Below are 18,430 nucleotides of genomic sequence, written 5' to 3' on the forward strand. Positions count from 1 at the left end.
ACTTATCCGACTGAGCCGTGTCTCGACGCCGATGGGCGCGAGGCCGGGATCGGGGACAGATGAGAATCAGAAACTGGAGATCACGGAGCATGAGCGCCGTGATCGTGACAAGCCTCCTGGCACTGGGGGGTCCGCTGACGACCGCCCGAGCCGCCGGGGGACCCAACATCGCGCTGGGCGACGCGGCGGCGGCGAGCAGCGCGCACAGCGAGTACGGCGCGCGCAACATCACCGACGGAAACCAGGGCACCTACTGGCAGAGCTCCGGTACCACCCTGCCGCAATGGGTGCAGGCCGACCTCGGTGCCACGACGCGCGTGGACGAGGTCGTGCTGAAGGTGCCGGCGGGCTGGGAGAGCCGCAGTCAGACGCTCTCCGTCCAGGGCAGTGCCGACGGGACCAGCTTCGCCACCCTCAAGAACTCCGCCTCGTACACCTTCAGTCCGGGCGCAGGCAACACCGTCACCGTGTCCTTCCCGGCCACCCAGGCGCGGTTCGTCCGGATCGACATCACCGCCAACAGCGGCTGGGAGGCGGCCCAGCTCTCGGAACTCGAAGTGCACGCGGCCGACGGGTCGTCGGCCGACCTGGCCGCCGGCCGGACCCTGACGGCGAGCAGCCACACCGAGGTCTACAGCGCACCCCAGGCGAACGACGGCAACCGTGCCACCTACTGGGAGAGCAGGAACAACGCCCTTCCGCAGTGGCTCCGGGCCGACCTCGGCTCCTCCGTCCGCGTCGACCGCGTCGTCCTGCGCCTGCCGGACACGTGGGAGGCCCGCAGCCAGACCCTGAAGATCCAGGGCAGCGCCAACGGCACGGACTTCACCGACCTGACCGCCTCCCGGGCGTACACCTTCGACGCGGCGAGCGGCCGCTCGGCGACGATCACCTTCGATGCCACCACGACCCGCTACGTCCGGGTCCTGGTGACCGCCAACAGCGTGCAGCCCGCGGCGCAGATATCCGAGTTCGAGGTCTACGGGCCGACGACCGGCGACACCCAGGCGCCGACCGTCCCGTCCGGCCTCGCGTACACCGAGCCCGTCACCGGCCAGGTCAGGCTGGTCTGGAACGCCTCCTCGGACAACACGGCCGTCACCGGCTACGACATCTACGCCAACGGCACCCTGCTCACGAGCGTCGCCGGGAACGTCACCACCTACACCGACAACCGGCCCGCGAACCAGACGGTCACCTACTACGTCCGCGCCAAGGACGCGGCCGGAAACCAGTCCGGCAACAGCAGCACCGTCACCCGGCGTGCCGACACCGGCGACACGCAGGCACCCACCGCGCCGGCGAACCTGGCCCTCACCGAGCCCGCGAGCGGTCAGATCAGGCTGGTCTGGAACGCCTCCTCGGACAACACGGCCGTCACCGGCTACGACATCTACGCCAACCACACGCTCCGAGGCAGTGTCGCGGGCAACGTCACCACCTACACCGACACCCAGCCGGCCACCGCGACGGTCACCTACCACGTCCGCGCCAAGGACGCGGCCGGAAACCAGTCCGGCAACAGCAACACCGTGACGCGCAACGGCAGCGGCGGTACGGGTTCCAACCTCGCGGTCGGCAAGCAGATCAGCGCCTCGTCCTCGGTCCACACCTTCGTCGCGGAGAACGCCAACGACAACAACACGGCCACCTACTGGGAGGGCGCGGCGGGCAGCTACCCCACCACCCTCACCACCAAGCTGGGCTCGAACGCGGAACTCGACCGCCTGGTGCTCAAGCTGAACCCCGACAGCTCCTGGTCGGCCCGGACCCAGACGATCGAGGTCCTCGGCCGCGAACAGAGCGCCTCGGACTTCACCGGCCTGGTCGCCGCGAAGAGCTACACGTTCGATCCCGCGAGCGGCAACAGCGTCACCGTCCCCGTCTCCGGCCGCGTCGCGGACGTCCAGCTCAAGTTCACCGCCAACTCCCGCTCCTCCGCCGGGCAGCTCGCCGAGTTCCAGGTCATCGGTGTTCCGGCGCCCAACCCGGACCTCGAGGTCACCGACCTGACCACGACGCCCGCGGCCCCCGTCGAGTCGGACGCGATCACCGTGAAGGCCACCGTCCGCAACAGCGGGACCGCCGCCGCGCCGGCCAGCGCCGTCGCCCTGCGGCTCGGCGGCACCAAGGTCGCCACCGCCCAGGCCGGGGCGCTCGCGGCAGGAGCGCAGACCACGGTCAGCGCCTCCATCGGGGCCCGCGACGCCGGTTCGTACCAGCTGAGCGCGGTCGCCGACGAGACGAAGGCGGTCATCGAGCAGAACGAGTCCAACAACACCTTCACCAGCCCCACCGCGCTGGTCGTCAAGCCCGTCTCCAGTTCGGACCTGGTCGCCGCCTCGGTGACGACCTCACCGTCCAGCCCGGCGGCCGGGGACACCGTCTCCTTCAAGGTGGCGCTGAAGAACCAGGGAAGCGTGGCGAGCGCCGGGGGGAGCCACGGCGTGACGCTGACGCTCGTCGACTCCAAGGGCGACACGGTCAAGACCCTGACCGGCGCGCACACCGGCGCCATCGCCGCCGGTGCGTCGGCCGACGTCGGCCTCGGCCCGTGGACGGCGGCCAACGGCTCGTACACCGTCAAGGTCGTTGTGGCCGACGACGCCAATGAGCTGCCGGTCAAGCGCGGGAACAACACCTCCACGCAGCCCCTGTTCGTCGGGCGCGGCGCCAACATGCCGTACGACATGTACGAGGCGGAGGACGGCACGGCCGGTGGCGGCGCCCGGGTCCTGGGGCCCAACCGGACGGTCGGCGACATCGCGGGCGAGGCGTCCGGACGCAAGGCGGTCGAGCTCGACGCCACGGGTGAGTACGTCGAGTTCACCACCCGCGCCTCCACCAACACCCTGGTGACCCGCTTCTCGATCCCGGACGCCCCGGGCGGCGGCGGCATCGACTCCACGATCAACGTCTACGTCAACGGGGTGATGAAGAAGGCGCTCCCGCTGACGTCGAAGTACGCCTGGCTGTACGGCGCCGAGACCGCGCCCGGCAATTCACCGGGATCGGGCGCGCCGCGGCACATCTACGACGAGGCGCACCTCATGCTCGGCGAGACGGTTCCCGCCGGAGCGAAGATCCGGTTGCAGAAGGACGCCGCGAACACCTCCACGTACGCGATCGACTTCGTGAACCTCGAACAGGTCGCGCCGGTCGCCAACCCGGACCCGGCCGCCTACACGGTGCCGGCCGGCTTCACCCACCAGAACGTCCAGGACGCGCTGGACAGGGTACGGATGGACACCACCGGCAAGCTCGTCGGTGTCTACCTGCCGCCGGGCGACTACCGGACGGCGAGCAAGTTCCAGGTGTACGGCAAGGCCGTGAAGGTGACCGGCGCCGGCCCGTGGTACACGAAGTTCCACGCGCCCTCGTCGCAGGACAACACCGACGTGGGCTTCCGGGCGGAGGCGTCGGCGAAGGGGTCGTCGTTCTCCGGCTTCGCCTACTTCGGGAACTACACCTCGCGGATCGACGGTCCGGGCAAGGTGTTCGACTTCGCGAACGTCTCGGACATCGTGATCGACGACATCTGGACCGAGCACATGGTGTGCCTCTACTGGGGCGCCAACACCGACCGGATGACGATCAGGAACTCCCGGATCCGCAACATGTTCGCCGACGGCATCAACATGACCAACGGGTCCACGGACAACCTCGTGTCCAACAACGACGCCAGGGCCACGGGCGACGACAGCTTCGCACTGTTCTCGGCGATCGACGCCGGCGGCGCCGACATGAAGAACAACGTCTACGAGAACCTGACCTCCACGCTGACCTGGCGGGCCGCGGGTGTGGCCGTCTACGGCGGCTACGCCAACACCTTCCGCAACATCCACATCGCGGACACGCTCGTCTACTCCGGGATCACGATCTCCTCACTGGACTTCGGCTACCCGATGAACGGCTTCGGGACCGATCCGACGCACCTGGAGAACATCTCGATCGTGCGGGCCGGTGGGCACTTCTGGGGCTCGCAGACCTTCCCGGGCATCTGGGTGTTCTCGGCCTCCAAGGTCTTCCAGGGCATCAGGGTCAGCCACGTGGACATCGTCGACCCGACGTACAGCGGGGTCATGTTCCAGACGAACTACGTGGGCGGCCAGCCCCAGTTCCCGATCAAGGACACGGTCTTCAGCGACATCTCGATCACGGGTGCCCGCAAGAGCGGCGACGCCTACGACGCCAAGTCGGGCTTCGGTCTGTGGGCGAACGAGATGCCCGAATCCGGACAGGGCCCCGCCGTGGGCGAGGTGACGTTCAACGGCCTCGAACTGAACAACAACGCAGTGGACATCCGCAACACCACGTCCACCTTCAAGATCAACATCAATCCGTGACCCATCCCGCACCGGGGAGGGGCAAGGCATGACGAGGTCGGCGCAAACCGCTTGCGAGGCTTGCGCCGACCTCGTCACGCGTTCGGAAGGCCCGACTGCGCGGCCCCGGCCCTCCGGGCGTCCCTGCCGCTCGCACGTCACCCGACCCGGCCCCGGACGCCCGTCGATCGCCACGGGGTGCCCACGGGCCGGCCCCATGCCCTCGGGGGCCTTCGTGGGCCCCTTGGCCGCGCCGTACGCGGGTGCCGCCCCGTCAGCTCCGCCGGTAACCCGCCCTCTCGGACGGCCCGCCCGCGAGCGCGCCGTGGCACGCAGCCTCGGGCCGTGCTGCGCCGATCCGCTGGTGAATGCGAGATGGAAGGGGCCCCGCCCCGGGAGCCGACGACCCGCAGTGCCCGACGTCCAGCGATTTCCGTTCCCCGGGGCGCCTCCGGGCTCGATCGCCCGGCCTGCGCCCTTTCCGCGTCGTGATCCACGGCGATCATCGCCTAGCTGTCAAACAATTACTATACGAGCGCGATATATTGCGTTCACTTGTTGGTGGTGATTGAGTGTGCCGCGTCCCGCATCGCACCGGTGGTGGGGCGTCCTCCATGTTCATGCCCGAAGGGGACCACCCATGAGAAGTGCCCGGGTGCGGCATCAGGTCGAGGGGCGGGGACTCGTCCAGGCGGAGGGCGGCTCGAGGTTCGCCGCCGTCGGGTACGACCTCGCCGTCGGCGATCGCGCAAAGGTGCCCGACGCGAGCCTCCTCGGCCGTGCAGTCCGGATCGTGGGAGGTCTTCCGGGTCTTCGGGCGTCGAAAAGGGGCGCCTTCCCCCCGGAGCGGGATGTGCGGGCCCTCGTGGCTGATGCCGTCGACCATCCCCTCGGCGGTCTTCGCCGCCGGTATGTCCCGCGCGGACGGCACTGCCGTCTGGGCCCGCCGCCAGGTCACCGCCGACCCGGCGTCCCTGCGGGCGATCCGCAGCCGCCGCCCCTCGTCGTCGCCGATCCCACGGACGCGCACGCATACCGTCATCCGCGCGGGATGACGGCAACGCGCCGCCCGGCGCGGCACTCGAACCGTGCGTCGCACCCCGCGCCCCGCCGCAGTCGGCCTGTCCGGGCGTCTCCGTCGGTCGGCGTTTCCACGTCTCAGTGCGACGAGCCATCATCGCAGGGTGTCGTAATGCAGTCGTAATCTTGCAACTATGGATCAAAATATTGCGCACATCTGTAAGCCGTCTTATCGTTACGCAGCAATCAGGGCAGTGCTTGGGCGTCACCTCCAAGGAGCCGTAATGAAGTCCCGTATCCTCCCGATCCTTCTGACCACAGGCCTCGTGCTCAGCCTCGCGGCCTGCGGCAGTGACTCATCGGACTCCACCGCAGGAGACGTGACGATCACCGTTGCGTGCCAGCCGGCGAAGACCGCGGCGAAGCAGCGCAAGGCATGGAACGACGACGTCGCCGCGTTCGAGAAGGCGCACCCGGGCGTGAAGGTCAACAGCACTGACCAGCAACCGTGCTTCGACCCGAAGACCTTCGCCGCGAAGCTGGCCGGCGGGCAGATGGAGACGGTCTTCATGGTGCCCGTCACCAACTACGCCGACGTGATAGCCAAGAAGCAGGCGAAGGACATCACCGGCCTGACCAACCTGGTGAAGAACTACGGCGACATCAAGCAGGACGTCAGGGACATGGTCACCAAGGACGGCAAGGTCTACGGCGTTCCCAACGTGAGCTACAGCGTCGGCCTGGTCTACAACCGCAAGCTGTTCACCGAAGCCGGCCTCAACCCCGACAACCCGCCCAAGACCTGGGACGAGGTCCGTACCGCGGCGAAGAAGATCGCTGACCTGGGCGACGGCTATGTCGGCTATGGCGAGTACGGCGGCGGCAACGTCGGCGGCTGGCACTTCGCGCAGTCCATCTTCAGCCGCGGCGGCGAGATGGTCGTCGAGGACAAGGCCGCCTTCAACAGCCCCGAGGGCAAGGCCGTGCTGCGGAACCTGCACGACATGCGCTGGGAGGACGACAGCGTCGGCAGCAGGGTGCTGATCGGCTGGGAGGCGTTGATGCAGCAGATGGCGGCAGGCAGGACGGGCATGATGCTCGGGGCGCCGGACGTCGTCACCGACCTGGTCCAGAAGTTCCGGGGGGATGTCGACGCCTATGGCATCGCGGGCGTGCCGGAGGGCAAGGCGTCGCTGACCGGCGGTGAGGCCTACATGATCAACCCCAAGGCGAACGCCGCGCAGACCAAGGCCGCGATGCAGTGGATCGACTTCCAGTTCAATACGCCCGGCAAGGGCCGCCACGACTACGCCCGGGGCAAGGCCAACGGCGAGGCTGTGGGCGTCCCCAACAACGACTACATGGGTGATTCCCCGACCGGCAAGGCCATCGCCGAGGACCGCGACGCGAACGCCGTCCTGCCGACCGAGAACTACAGGTTCTATGCCGACGCCGCGGCCGGAGTCGCTCCCAAGCTGGAGCCGGCGAAGGCCCAGGAGCTGTACGCAGTGCTCGACGTGGCCATGTCCGCGGTGCTGACGCGGGAGAACGCCGACATCGACAAACTGCTCGCGGACGCCGAGGCCAAGGCGAACACGATTCTGGCCCAGGGCTGACAGCGACGGTCCCGGGGTGCCGTCCAGAGGGCGGCACCCCGCATCGGTTCCGCGTCGGAACCATAGCCGGGAACTGGAGATCACGATGGAAACACTCACCATGGAGCCGAAGCGGCAGCTCGCGCCGCGCCGCAGACCACCGTCGCAACGCCGTCGGGCGGTGCGGAACAATCTGACCGCCTATGGATTTCTGTGCGCGGCGCTGTTCTGCTTCGCGATGTTCGCGTGGTGGCCGATCATCAGGGAAGTCGTCCTCAGCTTCCAGCAGACCAACCTCGTCGACGAGCCGACCTGGGTGGGCCTGGACAACTTCCGTACGGTTGTGGAGGATCCCGCGTTCGGCCAGGCCTGGCGGAACACCTTGGCCTTCACCTCGCTGGCTCTGCTGTGCGGCTACATCGTGCCCTTCGCCGTCGCGATCGTGCTCAACGAACTGCGGCACGCTCGGGCGTATCTCCGGTTCGTGGTGTACCTGCCCGTGATGCTGCCGCCGATCGTGTCGGTCCTGTTGTTCCGCTGGTTCTACGATCCCGGTCCGGGGCTGTTCAATCAGGTGCTCGACTTCGTCGGACTGCCGGCGTTGGCCTGGCTGGACTCCACCGACACCGCGCTGATCTCCCTGGTGATCGTCTCCACCTGGATGAACCTCGGGTCCGGGGTGCTGATCTACCTGGCGGCTCTGCAGAACATCCCCGGCGACCTGTACGAGGCGGCGGAACTCGACGGGGCCGGCATCCTCAAGCGGATCTGGCACGTCACGGTCCCGCAGACGCGGCTGATCCTGCTGCTGATGTTGATGCTGCAGATCGTCGCCACGATGCAGGTGTTCATCGAGCCGTACATGCTCACGGGCGGCGGACCGGAGAACGCGACGGTCACCGTCGCCTACCTGATGTACCAGTACGCCTTCGTCTACGGCGGCAACTACGGGGCCGGCAGCGCGCTCGGCCTGATGCTCATGATCGTCCTCCTGGCAGTCGCCGCAATTCAGCTCCGGCTGACCCGCGACGAGAAGAGGTAGGCCCATGCTGAACACAACTGCCCTCCCCAGGACGGCGGATGAGGACACGACGGTGGCGCCGGCTCCGCAGCGCAGGAGCAGAAGCGGGAACGGAAGCAAGACGAAACGTCGCGGCGCGTGGGCCGAGGGCCATGCCAGGACCATCGTTTCCCCGCTGGAGCTGAAGTCCCGCTGGGGTCGGAGAATATACTGGGCATTGCTCGCCGTCGTCCTGGCCGTGTTCACCCTGGTGTTCGTGTTCCCGCTCTACTGGATGGTCACCGGGGCGATGAAGACGGGCGAGGAGATCGCCCAGATGCCGCCCTCCCTGTTCCCGAAGGCGCCGGACTTCTCCGTGTTCGCCGATGCCTGGGAACTCTTCGACATGGGGCTGCTGCTCAAGAACACGCTGTTCTACGCCGTCGGCGCATGGCTCTTCGCGCTCGCGGTGGACGTCACCGCCGCCTACGCGCTGTCCAAGCTCCGGCCGATGTTCGGGAACGTGATCCTGGGGGCCATGCTGGCCACGCTCATGATCCCGCCGATCGTCGTGATGATCCCGGCGTACATCACGGTGACCGAAGTGCCCATTTTCGGCTGGCACCTGCTCAACTCACCCTGGGCCATCTGGTTTCCCGCGGCCGCCAACGGCTTCAACATCTTCCTGCTGAAGCGATTCTTCGACTCGATTCCGAACGAGCTGCTCGAAGCGGCCGAGATCGACGGCGTACCTCCGTGGCGCGTCCTCGTATCGATCATCCTGCCCATCTCCCGGCCCATCCTCGGCGTGGTGTCCATCTTCACCGTCGTCATGGTCTTCAAGGACTTCGTCTGGCCGCTGCTCGTCCTTCCCGACAGCAGCAGGATGACGATCAGCGTGGGCCTGTCCCAGACCGCGGGAGCGGTGACGCAGAACCAGACCATGGCCGGCCTGGTGATCGCGAGCGTCCCGATGATCATCGTGTTCCTCTTCTTCCAGCGCAGCATCATGGCGGGCCTCACCGCCGGCAGCCTCAAGGGCTGACTGCCCCTCCGCAAAGCACTCCGCCGCCGGACTGCCTGTCCATGTCCCCGCTCAGGCCGGCGGCGGAGCCCCACCTGCCCGAAAGGACCGTCCCGTGGCAGCTGTTCACTCACCCCCCGCCGGAGACTGGTGGCGCGACGCCGTCATTTACCAGGTCTACCCCCGAAGTTTCGCGGACGGCGACGGCGACGGCACCGGGGACCTCGCGGGCGTCCGGGCGCGACTGCCGTATCTCGCCGAACTCGGCGTCGACGCGGTGTGGTTCACGCCCTGGTACGTCTCACCGCTCGTCGACGGCGGCTACGACGTCGCCGACTACCGCATCGTCGACCCCGCCTTCGGCACCCTCGCAGAGGCCGAGAAACTGATCGCCGAGGCACGCGAGTTCGGCATCCGGACCATCGTCGACATCGTCCCGAACCACGTCTCGGACCAGCACGCGTGGTTCCGGGCAGCCCTGGAGGCGGGACCCGGCAGCCCCGAGCGCGAGCTGTTCCACTTCCGGCCCGGCCGGGGCGAGCGCGGCGAACTGCCCCCCAACAACTGGCCCTCCCAGTTCTCGGGCCGTACCTGGACCCGGGTTCCGGACGGGGAGTGGTACCTGCATCTGTTCACCCCCGAGCAGCCCGACCTCAACTGGGCCCACCCGGCGGTCCGCCAGGAGCACGAGGACGTGCTGCGCTTCTGGTTCGAGCGCGGTGTCGCCGGCGTACGCATCGACTCCGCCGCCCTGCTCGCCAAGGACCCCGCCCTCGCCGACTTCGAGGAGGGCGTCGACCCCCACCCGTACATCGACCAGGACGAGCTCCACGACATCTACCGCTCCTGGCGCGCCATCGCCGACGAGTACGGCGCCGTCTTCGTCGGCGAGGTGTGGCTGCCCGACGCCGAACGCTTCGCCCGGTACCTGCGCCCCGACGAACTGCACACCGCCTTCAACTTCAACTTCCTCACCTGCCCCTGGCATCCCGGCCGGCTGCGGCAGACCATCGACGACACGCTGGCCGAACACGCGCCGGTCGGCGCCCCGGCGACCTGGGTGCTGTGCAATCACGACGTGACGCGGACCGTCACCCGCTACGGCCGCGCGGACACCGGATTCGACTTCGCCACGAAGACCTTCGGCACGCCCACCGACCTGGCCCTCGGCACCCGCCGCGCCCGCGCCGCCGCCCTGCTCACCCTCGCGCTGCCAGGGTCGGTCTACCTCTACCAGGGGGAGGAGCTGGGACTGCCCGAGGCGGACATCCCGCTCGACCGGATCCAGGACCCCATGCACGTACGCTCCGGAGGCACCGACCCGGGGCGGGACGGCTGCCGGGTCCCGTTGCCCTGGACCGCGGACGCCCCGCACGCCGGTTTCGGGGCGCTCACCGAGCCCTGGCTGCCCCAGCCCGGGGACTGGCCCTCCTACGCCGTCGACCGGCAGAGCACCGACCCGGGGTCGATGCTCGCGCTCTACCGGCGGGCGCTGGGGCTGCGACGGTCCTCGGACGGCTTCGGTGACGGCCCGATGACCTGGCTGCCCGCGACGGACGGCGTCCTCGCCTTCGCACGGACGCACGGTCTGATCTGCGTGGTCAACCTGTCGGACCGTCCCGCCGCCGTCCCGGCGCACCAGGAGCTGCTCCTGGCGAGCGGCCCGCTCGACGACGAGGGCCGGCTGCCGCGGGACACCGCGGTCTGGCTGCGCGCCTGACGGCCCGCTCCCGTGCGCCCCGGCCGCCGTCCGGCCGTGCGCCGCGGCCGTGGAGCCGTGGCGTGCGAAGCCGGGGTGTCCGCGTCCGCCGGGGTACGCACCGATGGGCCCGGCTGTTCCCGGACCCTCGGGTCGCATGGCGGTTTCCGGATTCCGGCCCGGTCCGGCCCGATGGGATGGGAAGCTGACGGCAGACCGGCAGCGGGACGGCCAATATGCCACCGGCAGGGGAGAGTTCGGCGTACCGACCCTTGTCACGGCACGCGCGGGGGCCGTACTTTTGCCGATTGCCACGTGTCAGATGTGTGAGTGGGGGAGCTGAGTCATGGCCGCATCCGGTCGACACCGCCGGTACCAGCCGAGCCGTATCAACCGTGCGTCGCTGACGGTCACGGCCGGCGGAGCCGGGATGGCCCTGCCACTGATCGCACCGGGGGCGGCGGACGCGGCCTCGGTGGACGTCTGGGAGAAGGTCGCGGCCTGCGAGTCGACCGACAACTGGAAGATCAACACGGGCAACGGCTACTACGGCGGGCTCCAGTTCAAGCAGTCCACCTGGCAGGCGTACGGCGGTACGGCCTACGCCCCGCGCGCCGACCTCGCGACCAAGGACCAGCAGATCGCCGTCGCGGAGAAGGTGCTCAAGGGGCAGGGCCCGACGGCTTGGCCGCTGTGCTCGGTACGGGCGGGCCTGATCCGCGGCGGCGGCGCGCCGGACATCAGCACGGAGCCGAAGGCGGGAAGACCCGAGCGGCCCGGGACGGAGACCAGGAAGGCATCGGCCCCCAACGCGCCCGAACCGAAGGGTTCGGCGAAGGGCAGGACGTACACCGTCGACGGCGGTGACACCCTCTCGACCATCGCGGACGCCGAGAACGTCAAGGGCGGCTGGGAAGGGCTGTACGCCGCGAACCGCAAGGTCGTCGGCGACGACCCCGACCTCATCCACCCCGGGCAGCGGCTGGTCCTGCGCGGCGCGCAGAAAGCCGGACCGAACAAGGGAACGGGAACCGGCAGGAGAGCCGGGGCCGAGCGCGCCCCGGCCGCCGCGTCGCCCCAGCGGGACAGCAAGGCCGACAAGGAGAGCAAGGTCAGCAGGGCCGGCCGGACGTCGGGGCTCTCCGCCCCGGTGGACACCGGCCCCAGCACGCCCTACCGCGCGGCCGGTTCCTCCTGGTCCAGGGGCTACCACACCGGGGTCGACTTCCCGGTGCCCACCGGCACCGCCGTGAAGTCCGTCGCCTCCGGCCGGGTCGTCTCGGCCGGCTGGGGCGGGGCGTACGGCTACCAGGTCGTCGTCCAGCACACCGACGGCAAGTACAGCCAGTACGGCCACCTCTCGGCGCTCACCGTGCGCGAGGGCCAGAAGGTGGGCGTCGGCCAGCGCATCGGCCGCTCCGGCTCCACCGGCAACAGCACGGGCCCGCACCTCCACTTCGAGGTGCGTACAGGGCCGGGCTACGGCTCGGACATCGACCCGCTGGCCTACCTCAGGGCGGGCGGCGTCGCCGTCTGAGGCACCGTCCCCGTCACCGCTTCCGTCACGTTCGCAGTCCGAGGCCGCTGCCCCGGAACACGGACCTGCGACCCCGCGGCCGGCAGGCGCCCGTGCGACGTGCCGGTGTGCCCGCCGAGCCGCTCCGTCGTCAGCAGGATCAGCCCGCCCGCCGCGACGACCCCGCAGCCCAGCGCCAGGGCGGTGCCGGTCGCGCCGTACCGGAAGTGCTCGCCGAAGAGCGTGATGCCCACCGCGGCCGAGACCACCGGGTTGACCACGGTGACCGTGGCGAGCGGGGCGGCCAGCCCGGCGCCCCGGTAGGCGGCCTGGGAGAGCAGCATGCCCGCGGTCGCGAGCCCCGCGACGGCCAGCAGACTCGGCAGCGACCCGCCCGGACCGGCGAGGCCGCCCGACGCCGTCCAGTCGACGGCCACCGACTTGGTGAACACCGAGGAGATGCCGAACGCGGCGCCCGCCGCCGCAGCCAGCAGGATGCTGCGCACGACCGCACGGTGCACCCGCTGCGCGACGAGGAACACCACCGCCACCCCGCCGAACGTCGCCACCGCCACCACCGGCCGCTCGCCGCCGCCCAGCGACTGCGCGCCGGCCGTGCCGGTCAGCGACAGCAGCCCCGCGAGACCGGCCGACGCCATGATCGCGCCGCGCCAGGCGACGGCGCCCGCCCCGCGCCCCACGAACAGGGCCGCCATCGGCAACGCGAAGACGATGGTCAGCGCGCCCAGCGGCTGGACCAGGCTCAGCGGCCCGTACGCCAGCGCCCCGACATGCAGCAGCGCGCCGAGCCCGTTGAGCGCCACGGCGGCCCACCACCCGCCGTGGCGCAGCGGGGCGTACGGACGGGCCGGAGCCGTGGACGCGACGCGTTCCTGGACAATGGCCCCTGCCGCATAGGCGACAGCGGAGACCAGTGCCAGGAGCACGGACAGCGCGAGAGCACTCATGGACTCCACGATGGCTTCCCGGAGCGTTCGTGTCGTCGTCCTTGAGCAGGCGTTCGTACGTACTGCTCACGTAGTACGGGCGTACGCCCGAGGTCCTCCTCCCGGGGGTGTCCGGCCATACCGCGGGCGGAAGCCGCCCGTCCGTACGAACACAGGAGCGGGGACATGGATCTGACGGAAATGGCGTCGGTGGGCGGGTTCTTCGCGCTGCGCACCCGGGCGCCGGACGGCGGCGGCCACCTCCCGCTCGCCCGGGTCTACGCGGGCGACACGGCCCCGCTGACGTTCCGCGTCGACAAGGTCGCCGCACGGCTGCGCGCTCCCGAGCGCAGGGTCGCCGCCTCGATCGCGCATCTCGGCCTCGCCGCCCGGCTGTGGTCGCTCGCCCTGGGGCCGGCCGCGCTGTACGGCGAGTTCCCCGACCTCCCGCCGGACGCGCTGCGGTGGGACGCCGACCTGACGTCGCCGGACGACCTGTGGCTGGCGACGCCGCCGCGCATGCTGCCCGCGACCGCCGACCGCATCCGCGAGGTGGTCCAGTACGGCCATCTCGTACCGCTCGCGGACGCGCTGCGCCGGGACGGCCGCGTCTCGTCCCCGCTGCTGCGGGGCAACGCGGGTTCGGCGCTGGCCGGCGCCGCCCGCGAACTCCACGCCTGGGCAGGGAGGAACGGGCGCCCGGAGGTGGGGGAGCGGGCCCTGGCACTGGCCGCCGAGCTCTTCCGCCACCCCGGTCTGCGGACCACCGGTGTCCTGTCCCCGGACGGCGCGTCCTTCCGCCGCCGCAGCTGCTGCCTCTACTACCGCTGCCCGTCCGGCGGCCTGTGCGGCGACTGCGTGTTCGAGAGTCCTCCGAGGCGGTCTTCCGCACAGCGCGTATCTGAGTGACCATCGGGGGAGGACGACGAGGGGAGGACCGCGGTGAAGGTGGGGCTGCTCACCCGTGAGTACCCGCCGGACGTCTACGGCGGCGCCGGGGTCCATGTGGAGTTCCTGGCCCGCGGATTACGGTCCCTCGTCGACGTGGAAGTGCACTGCTGGGGCACGAACACCGGCACCGGCACCGGTACCGCGCAGGACGACGGCGTACTGCGTCACCGCCCCGACCCCGCCCTGGACCGTGCGAACGACGCCCTGCGCGCCTTCTCCGTCGACCTGTCGATGGCGGCGGCCCTCGAAGGGTGCGACCTGGCCCACTCCCACACCTGGTACGCCCACCTCGCGGGCCACTTCGGGAAGCTGCTGTACGGCATCCCGCACATCATGACCGCGCACTCGCTGGAGCCCCTGCGCCCCTGGAAGGCCGAGCAACTGGGCGGCGGCTACGCCCTGTCCGGCTGGGCCGAGCGCACCGCGATCGAGTCGGCCGACGCCGTCGTCGCCGTCTCGCACGGCATGCGCGCCGACATCCTCCGCAGCTATCCGGCGCTCGACCCGGCCCGGGTACGGGTCGTGCACAACGGCATCGACACCTCGCTCTACCGGCCCGACCCCGCGACGGACGTACTGCGGCGCACCGGGATCGACCGGCAGCGCCCGTACGCCCTCTTCGTCGGCCGCATCACCCGCCAGAAGGGCGTCCCGCACCTGCTGCGCGCGGCCCGGCACCTGGATCCGGCGACCCAGCTCGTCCTGTGCGCGGGAGCCCCCGACACCCCGGAGATCGAGCGGGAGTTCCGCGAGCTCGTCGACGAGCTGCGCCGCACCCGCGACGGCGTGCACTGGATCCCCGAGATGCTGCCGCGCCCGGACGTGGTCCAACTCCTCACCCACGCCGCCGTGTTCGTCTGCCCCTCGGTGTACGAGCCGCTGGGCATCGTCAACCTGGAGGCGATGGCGTGCGGCACACCCGTCGTCGCCTCGGCGGTCGGCGGCATCCCCGAGGTCGTCGAGGACGGCGGTACGGGGCTGCTCGTCCCGTACGACGAGACCGGCCCCGGGGCCTTCGAGGCGGGCCTGGCCGACGGCATCAACCGGCTGACCGGCGACCGGCGCACCGCGACGCGGATGGGCGGGGCGGGCCGCGAGCGGGCCGTGCGGGAGTTCGGCTGGGACGCCGTCGCCCGCCGCACGGCCGAGGTGTACGAGGAGATTCTCAAGTCCGGATAGCGGCGAGCAGGAGGCGGCAGATGCGTGGTGGACCTTCGGTGCTCGGGATCGTACTGGCGGGCGGGGAGGGCAAGCGGCTGATGCCGCTGACCGCCGACCGGGCCAAACCGGCGGTGACGTTCGGCGGTACGTACCGGCTCGTCGACTTCGTCCTGTCGAACCTGGTGAACGGGGACATCCTGCGCAACTGCGTCCTGACGCAGTACAAATCGCACTCGCTGGACCGCCATGTGACCACCACCTGGCGGATGTCCAGCCTCCTCGGCAACTACGTCACCCCGGTCCCCGCCCAGCAGCGGCTCGGCCCGCGCTGGTACCTGGGAAGCGCCGACGCGATCCTCCAGTCGCTCAACCTCGTGCACGACGAGCAGCCCGACTACATCGCGGTGTTCGGAGCCGACCACGTCTACCGCATGGACCCCCGGCAGATGCTGCAGCGCCACATCGAGAGCGGCGCGGGCGTCACCGTCGCCGGCATCCGCGTACCGCGCGGCCAGGCGTCGTCCTTCGGCGTCATCACGCCCGCGTCCGACGGGGCCAGGATCGAGCGGTTCCTGGAGAAGCCCGCCGACCCGCCCGGCCTGCCGGGCGACCCGGGCCGGGTCTTCGCCTCCATGGGCAACTACGTGTTCACCGCCAAGGTGCTCGTCGACGCCCTGCACCGGGACGCCGAGGACGAGGGTTCGGTGCACGACATGGGCGGTTCCATCGTGCCCATGCTCACCGAGAGCGGCGTGGCCCAGGTGTACGACTTCGACGACAACCACGTTCCCGGGGAGACGCCCCACGAGCACGGCTACTGGCGCGACGTCGGCACCCTCGACACGTACTACGACGCGCACATGGACCTGATATCGGAGCAGCCGCAGTTCAGCCTGCACAACCGCCGCTGGCCCGTCTACACCCACCCCGGCCAGCTGCCGCCCGCCCGCTTCGTGGCCGGCGGCATCGCGGGCGAGTCGATCGTCAGTGCGGGGTGCCTCATCCGCGGCCAGGTCACCCGCTCCGTGCTGTCGCCTGGCGTGGTGGTGGAGGAGGGCGCCGTGGTGCAGGGCTCCGTGCTGCACGACAACGTCCGCGTCGGCCGGGGAGCGGTCGTCAGGGGCGCGATACTCGACAAGAACGTCGACGTGCCGCCCGGGGCGACGATCGGTGTCAACCCCGGGCGTGACCAGCAGCTCTACACCGTCTCCAAGAACGGCGTCATCGCGCTCGGCAAGGGGCAGGTGGTGTCGTAGCCGGACCGGGCTGCTGCCTCCCCGGCCCTCCCCGCCCCTTCTCCGCCCCGTCCCCCCCGGTGTGTGAGATGCGTCGCTGCGCGCCCTCTGCGGGGGTGAGGGGTTTGGCACCGGGCGCCCCGCTTACGTAAAGTTCGGATTTTGTACTTCCCAGCACGAGCGACACGAGGACAGCAGCGGCGATGACGGTGACAGAGGACAGTCCGGCGGCGTTCGGCGGCACCCCGGACGGCGACCAGGACAGCCCGGTGTTCGGCCCCGGCATCGACCCGGACCGTATGGCCGTCTGCCTGAGCGTGCTCGACGAACTCGACAAGCTGGACGTCGACCACCCCGACGCCATCGCGGTACGCCGCGCCACCGCCGGCATCTACCGGACCGTGAAGCAGCGCCGCCGCCAGGAGCGCCGCGCCGCCAAGACCGCCCACGACCGGGCCGTCACCCACGCCACCGCCACCGGCTCCGCCGAGCGCATCGACGACGAGACACAGGGCCTCCTGCCGTCCTCCTCGGCCACCGCCGAGATCGCGGGCGTACTCCAGCGCCCCCGGTCCTGCTACATCTGCAAGACCCGGTACGTCGAGGTCGACGCCTTCTACCACCAGCTGTGCCAGAAGTGCGCCGCCGAGAACCGCGCCCGCCGCGACGCCCGCACCGACCTGACCGGCCGGCGCGCCCTGCTCACCGGCGGCCGCGCCAAGATCGGCATGTACATCGCGCTGCGGCTGCTGCGCGACGGCGCGCACACCACGATCACCACGCGCTTCCCCAACGACGCGATCCGCCGCTTCAAGGCGATGCCGGACAGCGACGAGTGGATCCACCGCCTCAAGATTGTCGGTATCGACCTGCGCGACCCGGCCCAGGTCGTGGCGCTCGCCGACTCGGTCGCGGCCGAGGGCCCGCTCGACATCCTGATCAACAACGCCGCGCAGACGGTACGCCGCTCCCCCCGCGCGTACAGCGAGCTGATCGGCGCCGAGTCCGCCCCGCTGCCCGCCGGTGAGCTGCCCGCCGCCGAGGTCATCGGCGCCTTCGGCTCCGGCGCCCAGCTCTCCCTGCCCACGGCTCGCCCCGAGGGACTCACGGCCCAGCAGGTCACCGACCTGGCCCTGGTCACGGGCTCGACGTCCCTCGCCCGGATCGAAGCGGGCACGGCGATCGACGCGGGCGGGCTCGTACCCGACCTGGACGACACCAACAGCTGGATTCAGACAGTTTCCGAGGTCGATCCGGTCGAGCTGCTCGAAGTGCAGCTGTGCAACTCGACGGCGCCGTTCATCCTGATCAGCCGGCTGCGTCCGGCGATGGCCGCGGCCGCCGCCCGGCGCAAGTACGTCGTGAACGTCTCCGCGATGGAGGGCGTCTTCAGCCGCGGCTACAAGGGCGCCGGCCACCCGCACACCAACATGGCCAAGGCCGCGCTGAACATGCTCACCCGCACCAGCGCCCAGGAGATGCTGGAGACCGACGGCATCCTGATGACCGCCGTCGACACCGGCTGGATCACCGACGAGCGCCCGCACCCCGACAAGATGCGGCTCGCCGAGGAGGGCTTCCACGCCCCGCTCGACCTGATCGACGGCGCGGCGCGCGTCTACGACCCGATCGTGCGCGGCGAGGACGGCGAAGACCTCTTCGGCGTCTTCCTCAAGGACTACGCCCCCGCCAACTGGTAGGAAGCGGGCAGCGGCCCGGTGCTCGGAGGTCCGGTGGGCGAAGGCGCGTCATATGCGCCTTCGCCCACCGGACTTCTGCGTCGGGGCCCCTCCCCGGGACCGGCCGCCGGTCCTCGGCCGGCCCCGGCCCGTCCGTGCGGCGGGAGCGACAGGCCGAAAGGTGGCGGAATCCATCGAGCAGAAGCGTGCTCATATGGGTACTCTGTTGGTCACGGACAGCCCACCAAGGCCACTCCAGTGTGAGTAACCGGCGCCAC

General features: G+C 70.4%; 12 protein-coding genes. 11 read left to right on the forward strand and 1 reads right to left on the reverse strand.

All coding sequences use genetic code 11. The features are described 5' to 3' along the window. Positions 1–59 precede the first annotated feature (59 nt). From ABD374_RS04195 to ABD374_RS04225, 7 genes are all read left to right on the forward strand, one after another. Positions 60–4,346 carry a discoidin domain-containing protein gene (locus tag ABD374_RS04195; protein ID WP_344490803.1) on the forward strand — a complete coding sequence of 1,429 codons (4,287 nt, stop codon included), beginning with the start codon at positions 60–62 and terminating at the stop codon, positions 4,344–4,346. 851 nt (positions 4,347–5,197) lie between these two features. After that, positions 5,198–5,380 carry a hypothetical protein gene (locus tag ABD374_RS04200; RefSeq protein WP_344490805.1) on the forward strand — a complete coding sequence of 61 codons (183 nt, stop codon included), beginning with the start codon at positions 5,198–5,200 and terminating at the stop codon, positions 5,378–5,380. A 345-nt stretch (positions 5,381–5,725) separates the two neighbouring features. Continuing rightward, entirely contained in the window at positions 5,726–6,961 is a 1,236-nt protein-coding gene (locus ABD374_RS04205) for an extracellular solute-binding protein (protein ID WP_344490808.1), read from the forward strand. Between the two features lie 85 nt (positions 6,962–7,046). Continuing rightward, positions 7,047–7,982, forward strand: a complete 936-nt coding sequence (locus ABD374_RS04210) for a carbohydrate ABC transporter permease (protein ID WP_425577126.1) — start codon at positions 7,047–7,049, stop codon at positions 7,980–7,982. A gap of 4 nt (positions 7,983–7,986) precedes the next feature. Then, complete coding sequence (locus ABD374_RS04215) at positions 7,987–8,985, forward strand: carbohydrate ABC transporter permease (protein ID WP_344490811.1); 999 nt, start codon at positions 7,987–7,989, stop codon at positions 8,983–8,985. Between the two features lie 94 nt (positions 8,986–9,079). Continuing rightward, the gene (locus ABD374_RS04220; protein ID WP_344490814.1) at positions 9,080–10,684 is read left to right on the forward strand and encodes a glycoside hydrolase family 13 protein; all 1,605 of its coding nucleotides are present in this window, start codon (positions 9,080–9,082) and stop codon (positions 10,682–10,684) included. Positions 10,685–11,009: 325 nt separating this feature from the next. After that, positions 11,010–12,200, forward strand: a complete 1,191-nt coding sequence (locus ABD374_RS04225) for a transglycosylase family protein (RefSeq protein ID WP_344490817.1) — start codon at positions 11,010–11,012, stop codon at positions 12,198–12,200. Here ABD374_RS04225 and ABD374_RS04230 read toward each other — a convergent pair. Continuing rightward, positions 12,170–13,147, reverse strand: a complete 978-nt coding sequence (locus ABD374_RS04230; RefSeq protein ID WP_344490820.1) for a DMT family transporter — start codon at positions 13,145–13,147, stop codon at positions 12,170–12,172. The two genes, ABD374_RS04225 and ABD374_RS04230, sit on opposite strands and share 31 nt — an antisense overlap. 165 nt (positions 13,148–13,312) lie before the next feature. Here ABD374_RS04230 and ABD374_RS04235 point away from each other — a divergent pair, with 165 nt between their 5' ends. From ABD374_RS04235 to ABD374_RS04250, 4 genes are all read left to right on the forward strand, one after another. Further along, positions 13,313–14,035 carry a (2Fe-2S)-binding protein gene (locus tag ABD374_RS04235; RefSeq protein WP_344490823.1) on the forward strand — a complete coding sequence of 241 codons (723 nt, stop codon included), beginning with the start codon at positions 13,313–13,315 and terminating at the stop codon, positions 14,033–14,035. A gap of 33 nt (positions 14,036–14,068) precedes the next feature. After that, positions 14,069–15,256 (forward strand): glycogen synthase, encoded by a 1,188-nt coding sequence (gene glgA / locus ABD374_RS04240; RefSeq protein WP_344490826.1) that lies wholly within the window; start codon positions 14,069–14,071, stop codon positions 15,254–15,256. A gap of 20 nt (positions 15,257–15,276) precedes the next feature. Next, positions 15,277–16,494 carry a glucose-1-phosphate adenylyltransferase gene (gene glgC, locus ABD374_RS04245; RefSeq protein ID WP_344490829.1) on the forward strand — a complete coding sequence of 406 codons (1,218 nt, stop codon included), beginning with the start codon at positions 15,277–15,279 and terminating at the stop codon, positions 16,492–16,494. A 182-nt stretch (positions 16,495–16,676) separates the two neighbouring features. Next, positions 16,677–18,173 carry an SDR family NAD(P)-dependent oxidoreductase gene (locus ABD374_RS04250; RefSeq protein ID WP_344490832.1) on the forward strand — a complete coding sequence of 499 codons (1,497 nt, stop codon included), beginning with the start codon at positions 16,677–16,679 and terminating at the stop codon, positions 18,171–18,173. Positions 18,174–18,430: the final 257 nt, after the last annotated feature.

The organism is Streptomyces enissocaesilis, assembly GCF_039533765.1.
Lineage (GTDB): Bacteria > Actinomycetota > Actinomycetes > Streptomycetales > Streptomycetaceae > Streptomyces > Streptomyces enissocaesilis.

Excerpts from the sequence above, each read along its gene's own strand:
- ABD374_RS04195 (WP_344490803.1), top strand. The coding sequence starts at position 60 with ATGAGAATCAGAAACTGGAGATCACGGAGCATGAGCGCCGTGATCGTG.
- ABD374_RS04200 (WP_344490805.1), top strand. The coding sequence starts at position 5,198 with ATGCCGTCGACCATCCCCTCGGCGGTCTTCGCCGCCGGTATGTCCCGC.
- ABD374_RS04210 (WP_425577126.1), top strand. The coding sequence starts at position 7,047 with ATGGAAACACTCACCATGGAGCCGAAGCGGCAGCTCGCGCCGCGCCGC.
- ABD374_RS04215 (WP_344490811.1), top strand. The coding sequence starts at position 7,987 with ATGCTGAACACAACTGCCCTCCCCAGGACGGCGGATGAGGACACGACG.
- ABD374_RS04225 (WP_344490817.1), top strand. The coding sequence starts at position 11,010 with ATGGCCGCATCCGGTCGACACCGCCGGTACCAGCCGAGCCGTATCAAC.
- ABD374_RS04230 (WP_344490820.1), bottom strand. The coding sequence starts at position 13,147 with ATGAGTGCTCTCGCGCTGTCCGTGCTCCTGGCACTGGTCTCCGCTGTC.
- ABD374_RS04235 (WP_344490823.1), top strand. The coding sequence starts at position 13,313 with ATGGATCTGACGGAAATGGCGTCGGTGGGCGGGTTCTTCGCGCTGCGC.
- glgC (WP_344490829.1), top strand. The coding sequence starts at position 15,277 with ATGCGTGGTGGACCTTCGGTGCTCGGGATCGTACTGGCGGGCGGGGAG.
- ABD374_RS04250 (WP_344490832.1), top strand. The coding sequence starts at position 16,677 with ATGACGGTGACAGAGGACAGTCCGGCGGCGTTCGGCGGCACCCCGGAC.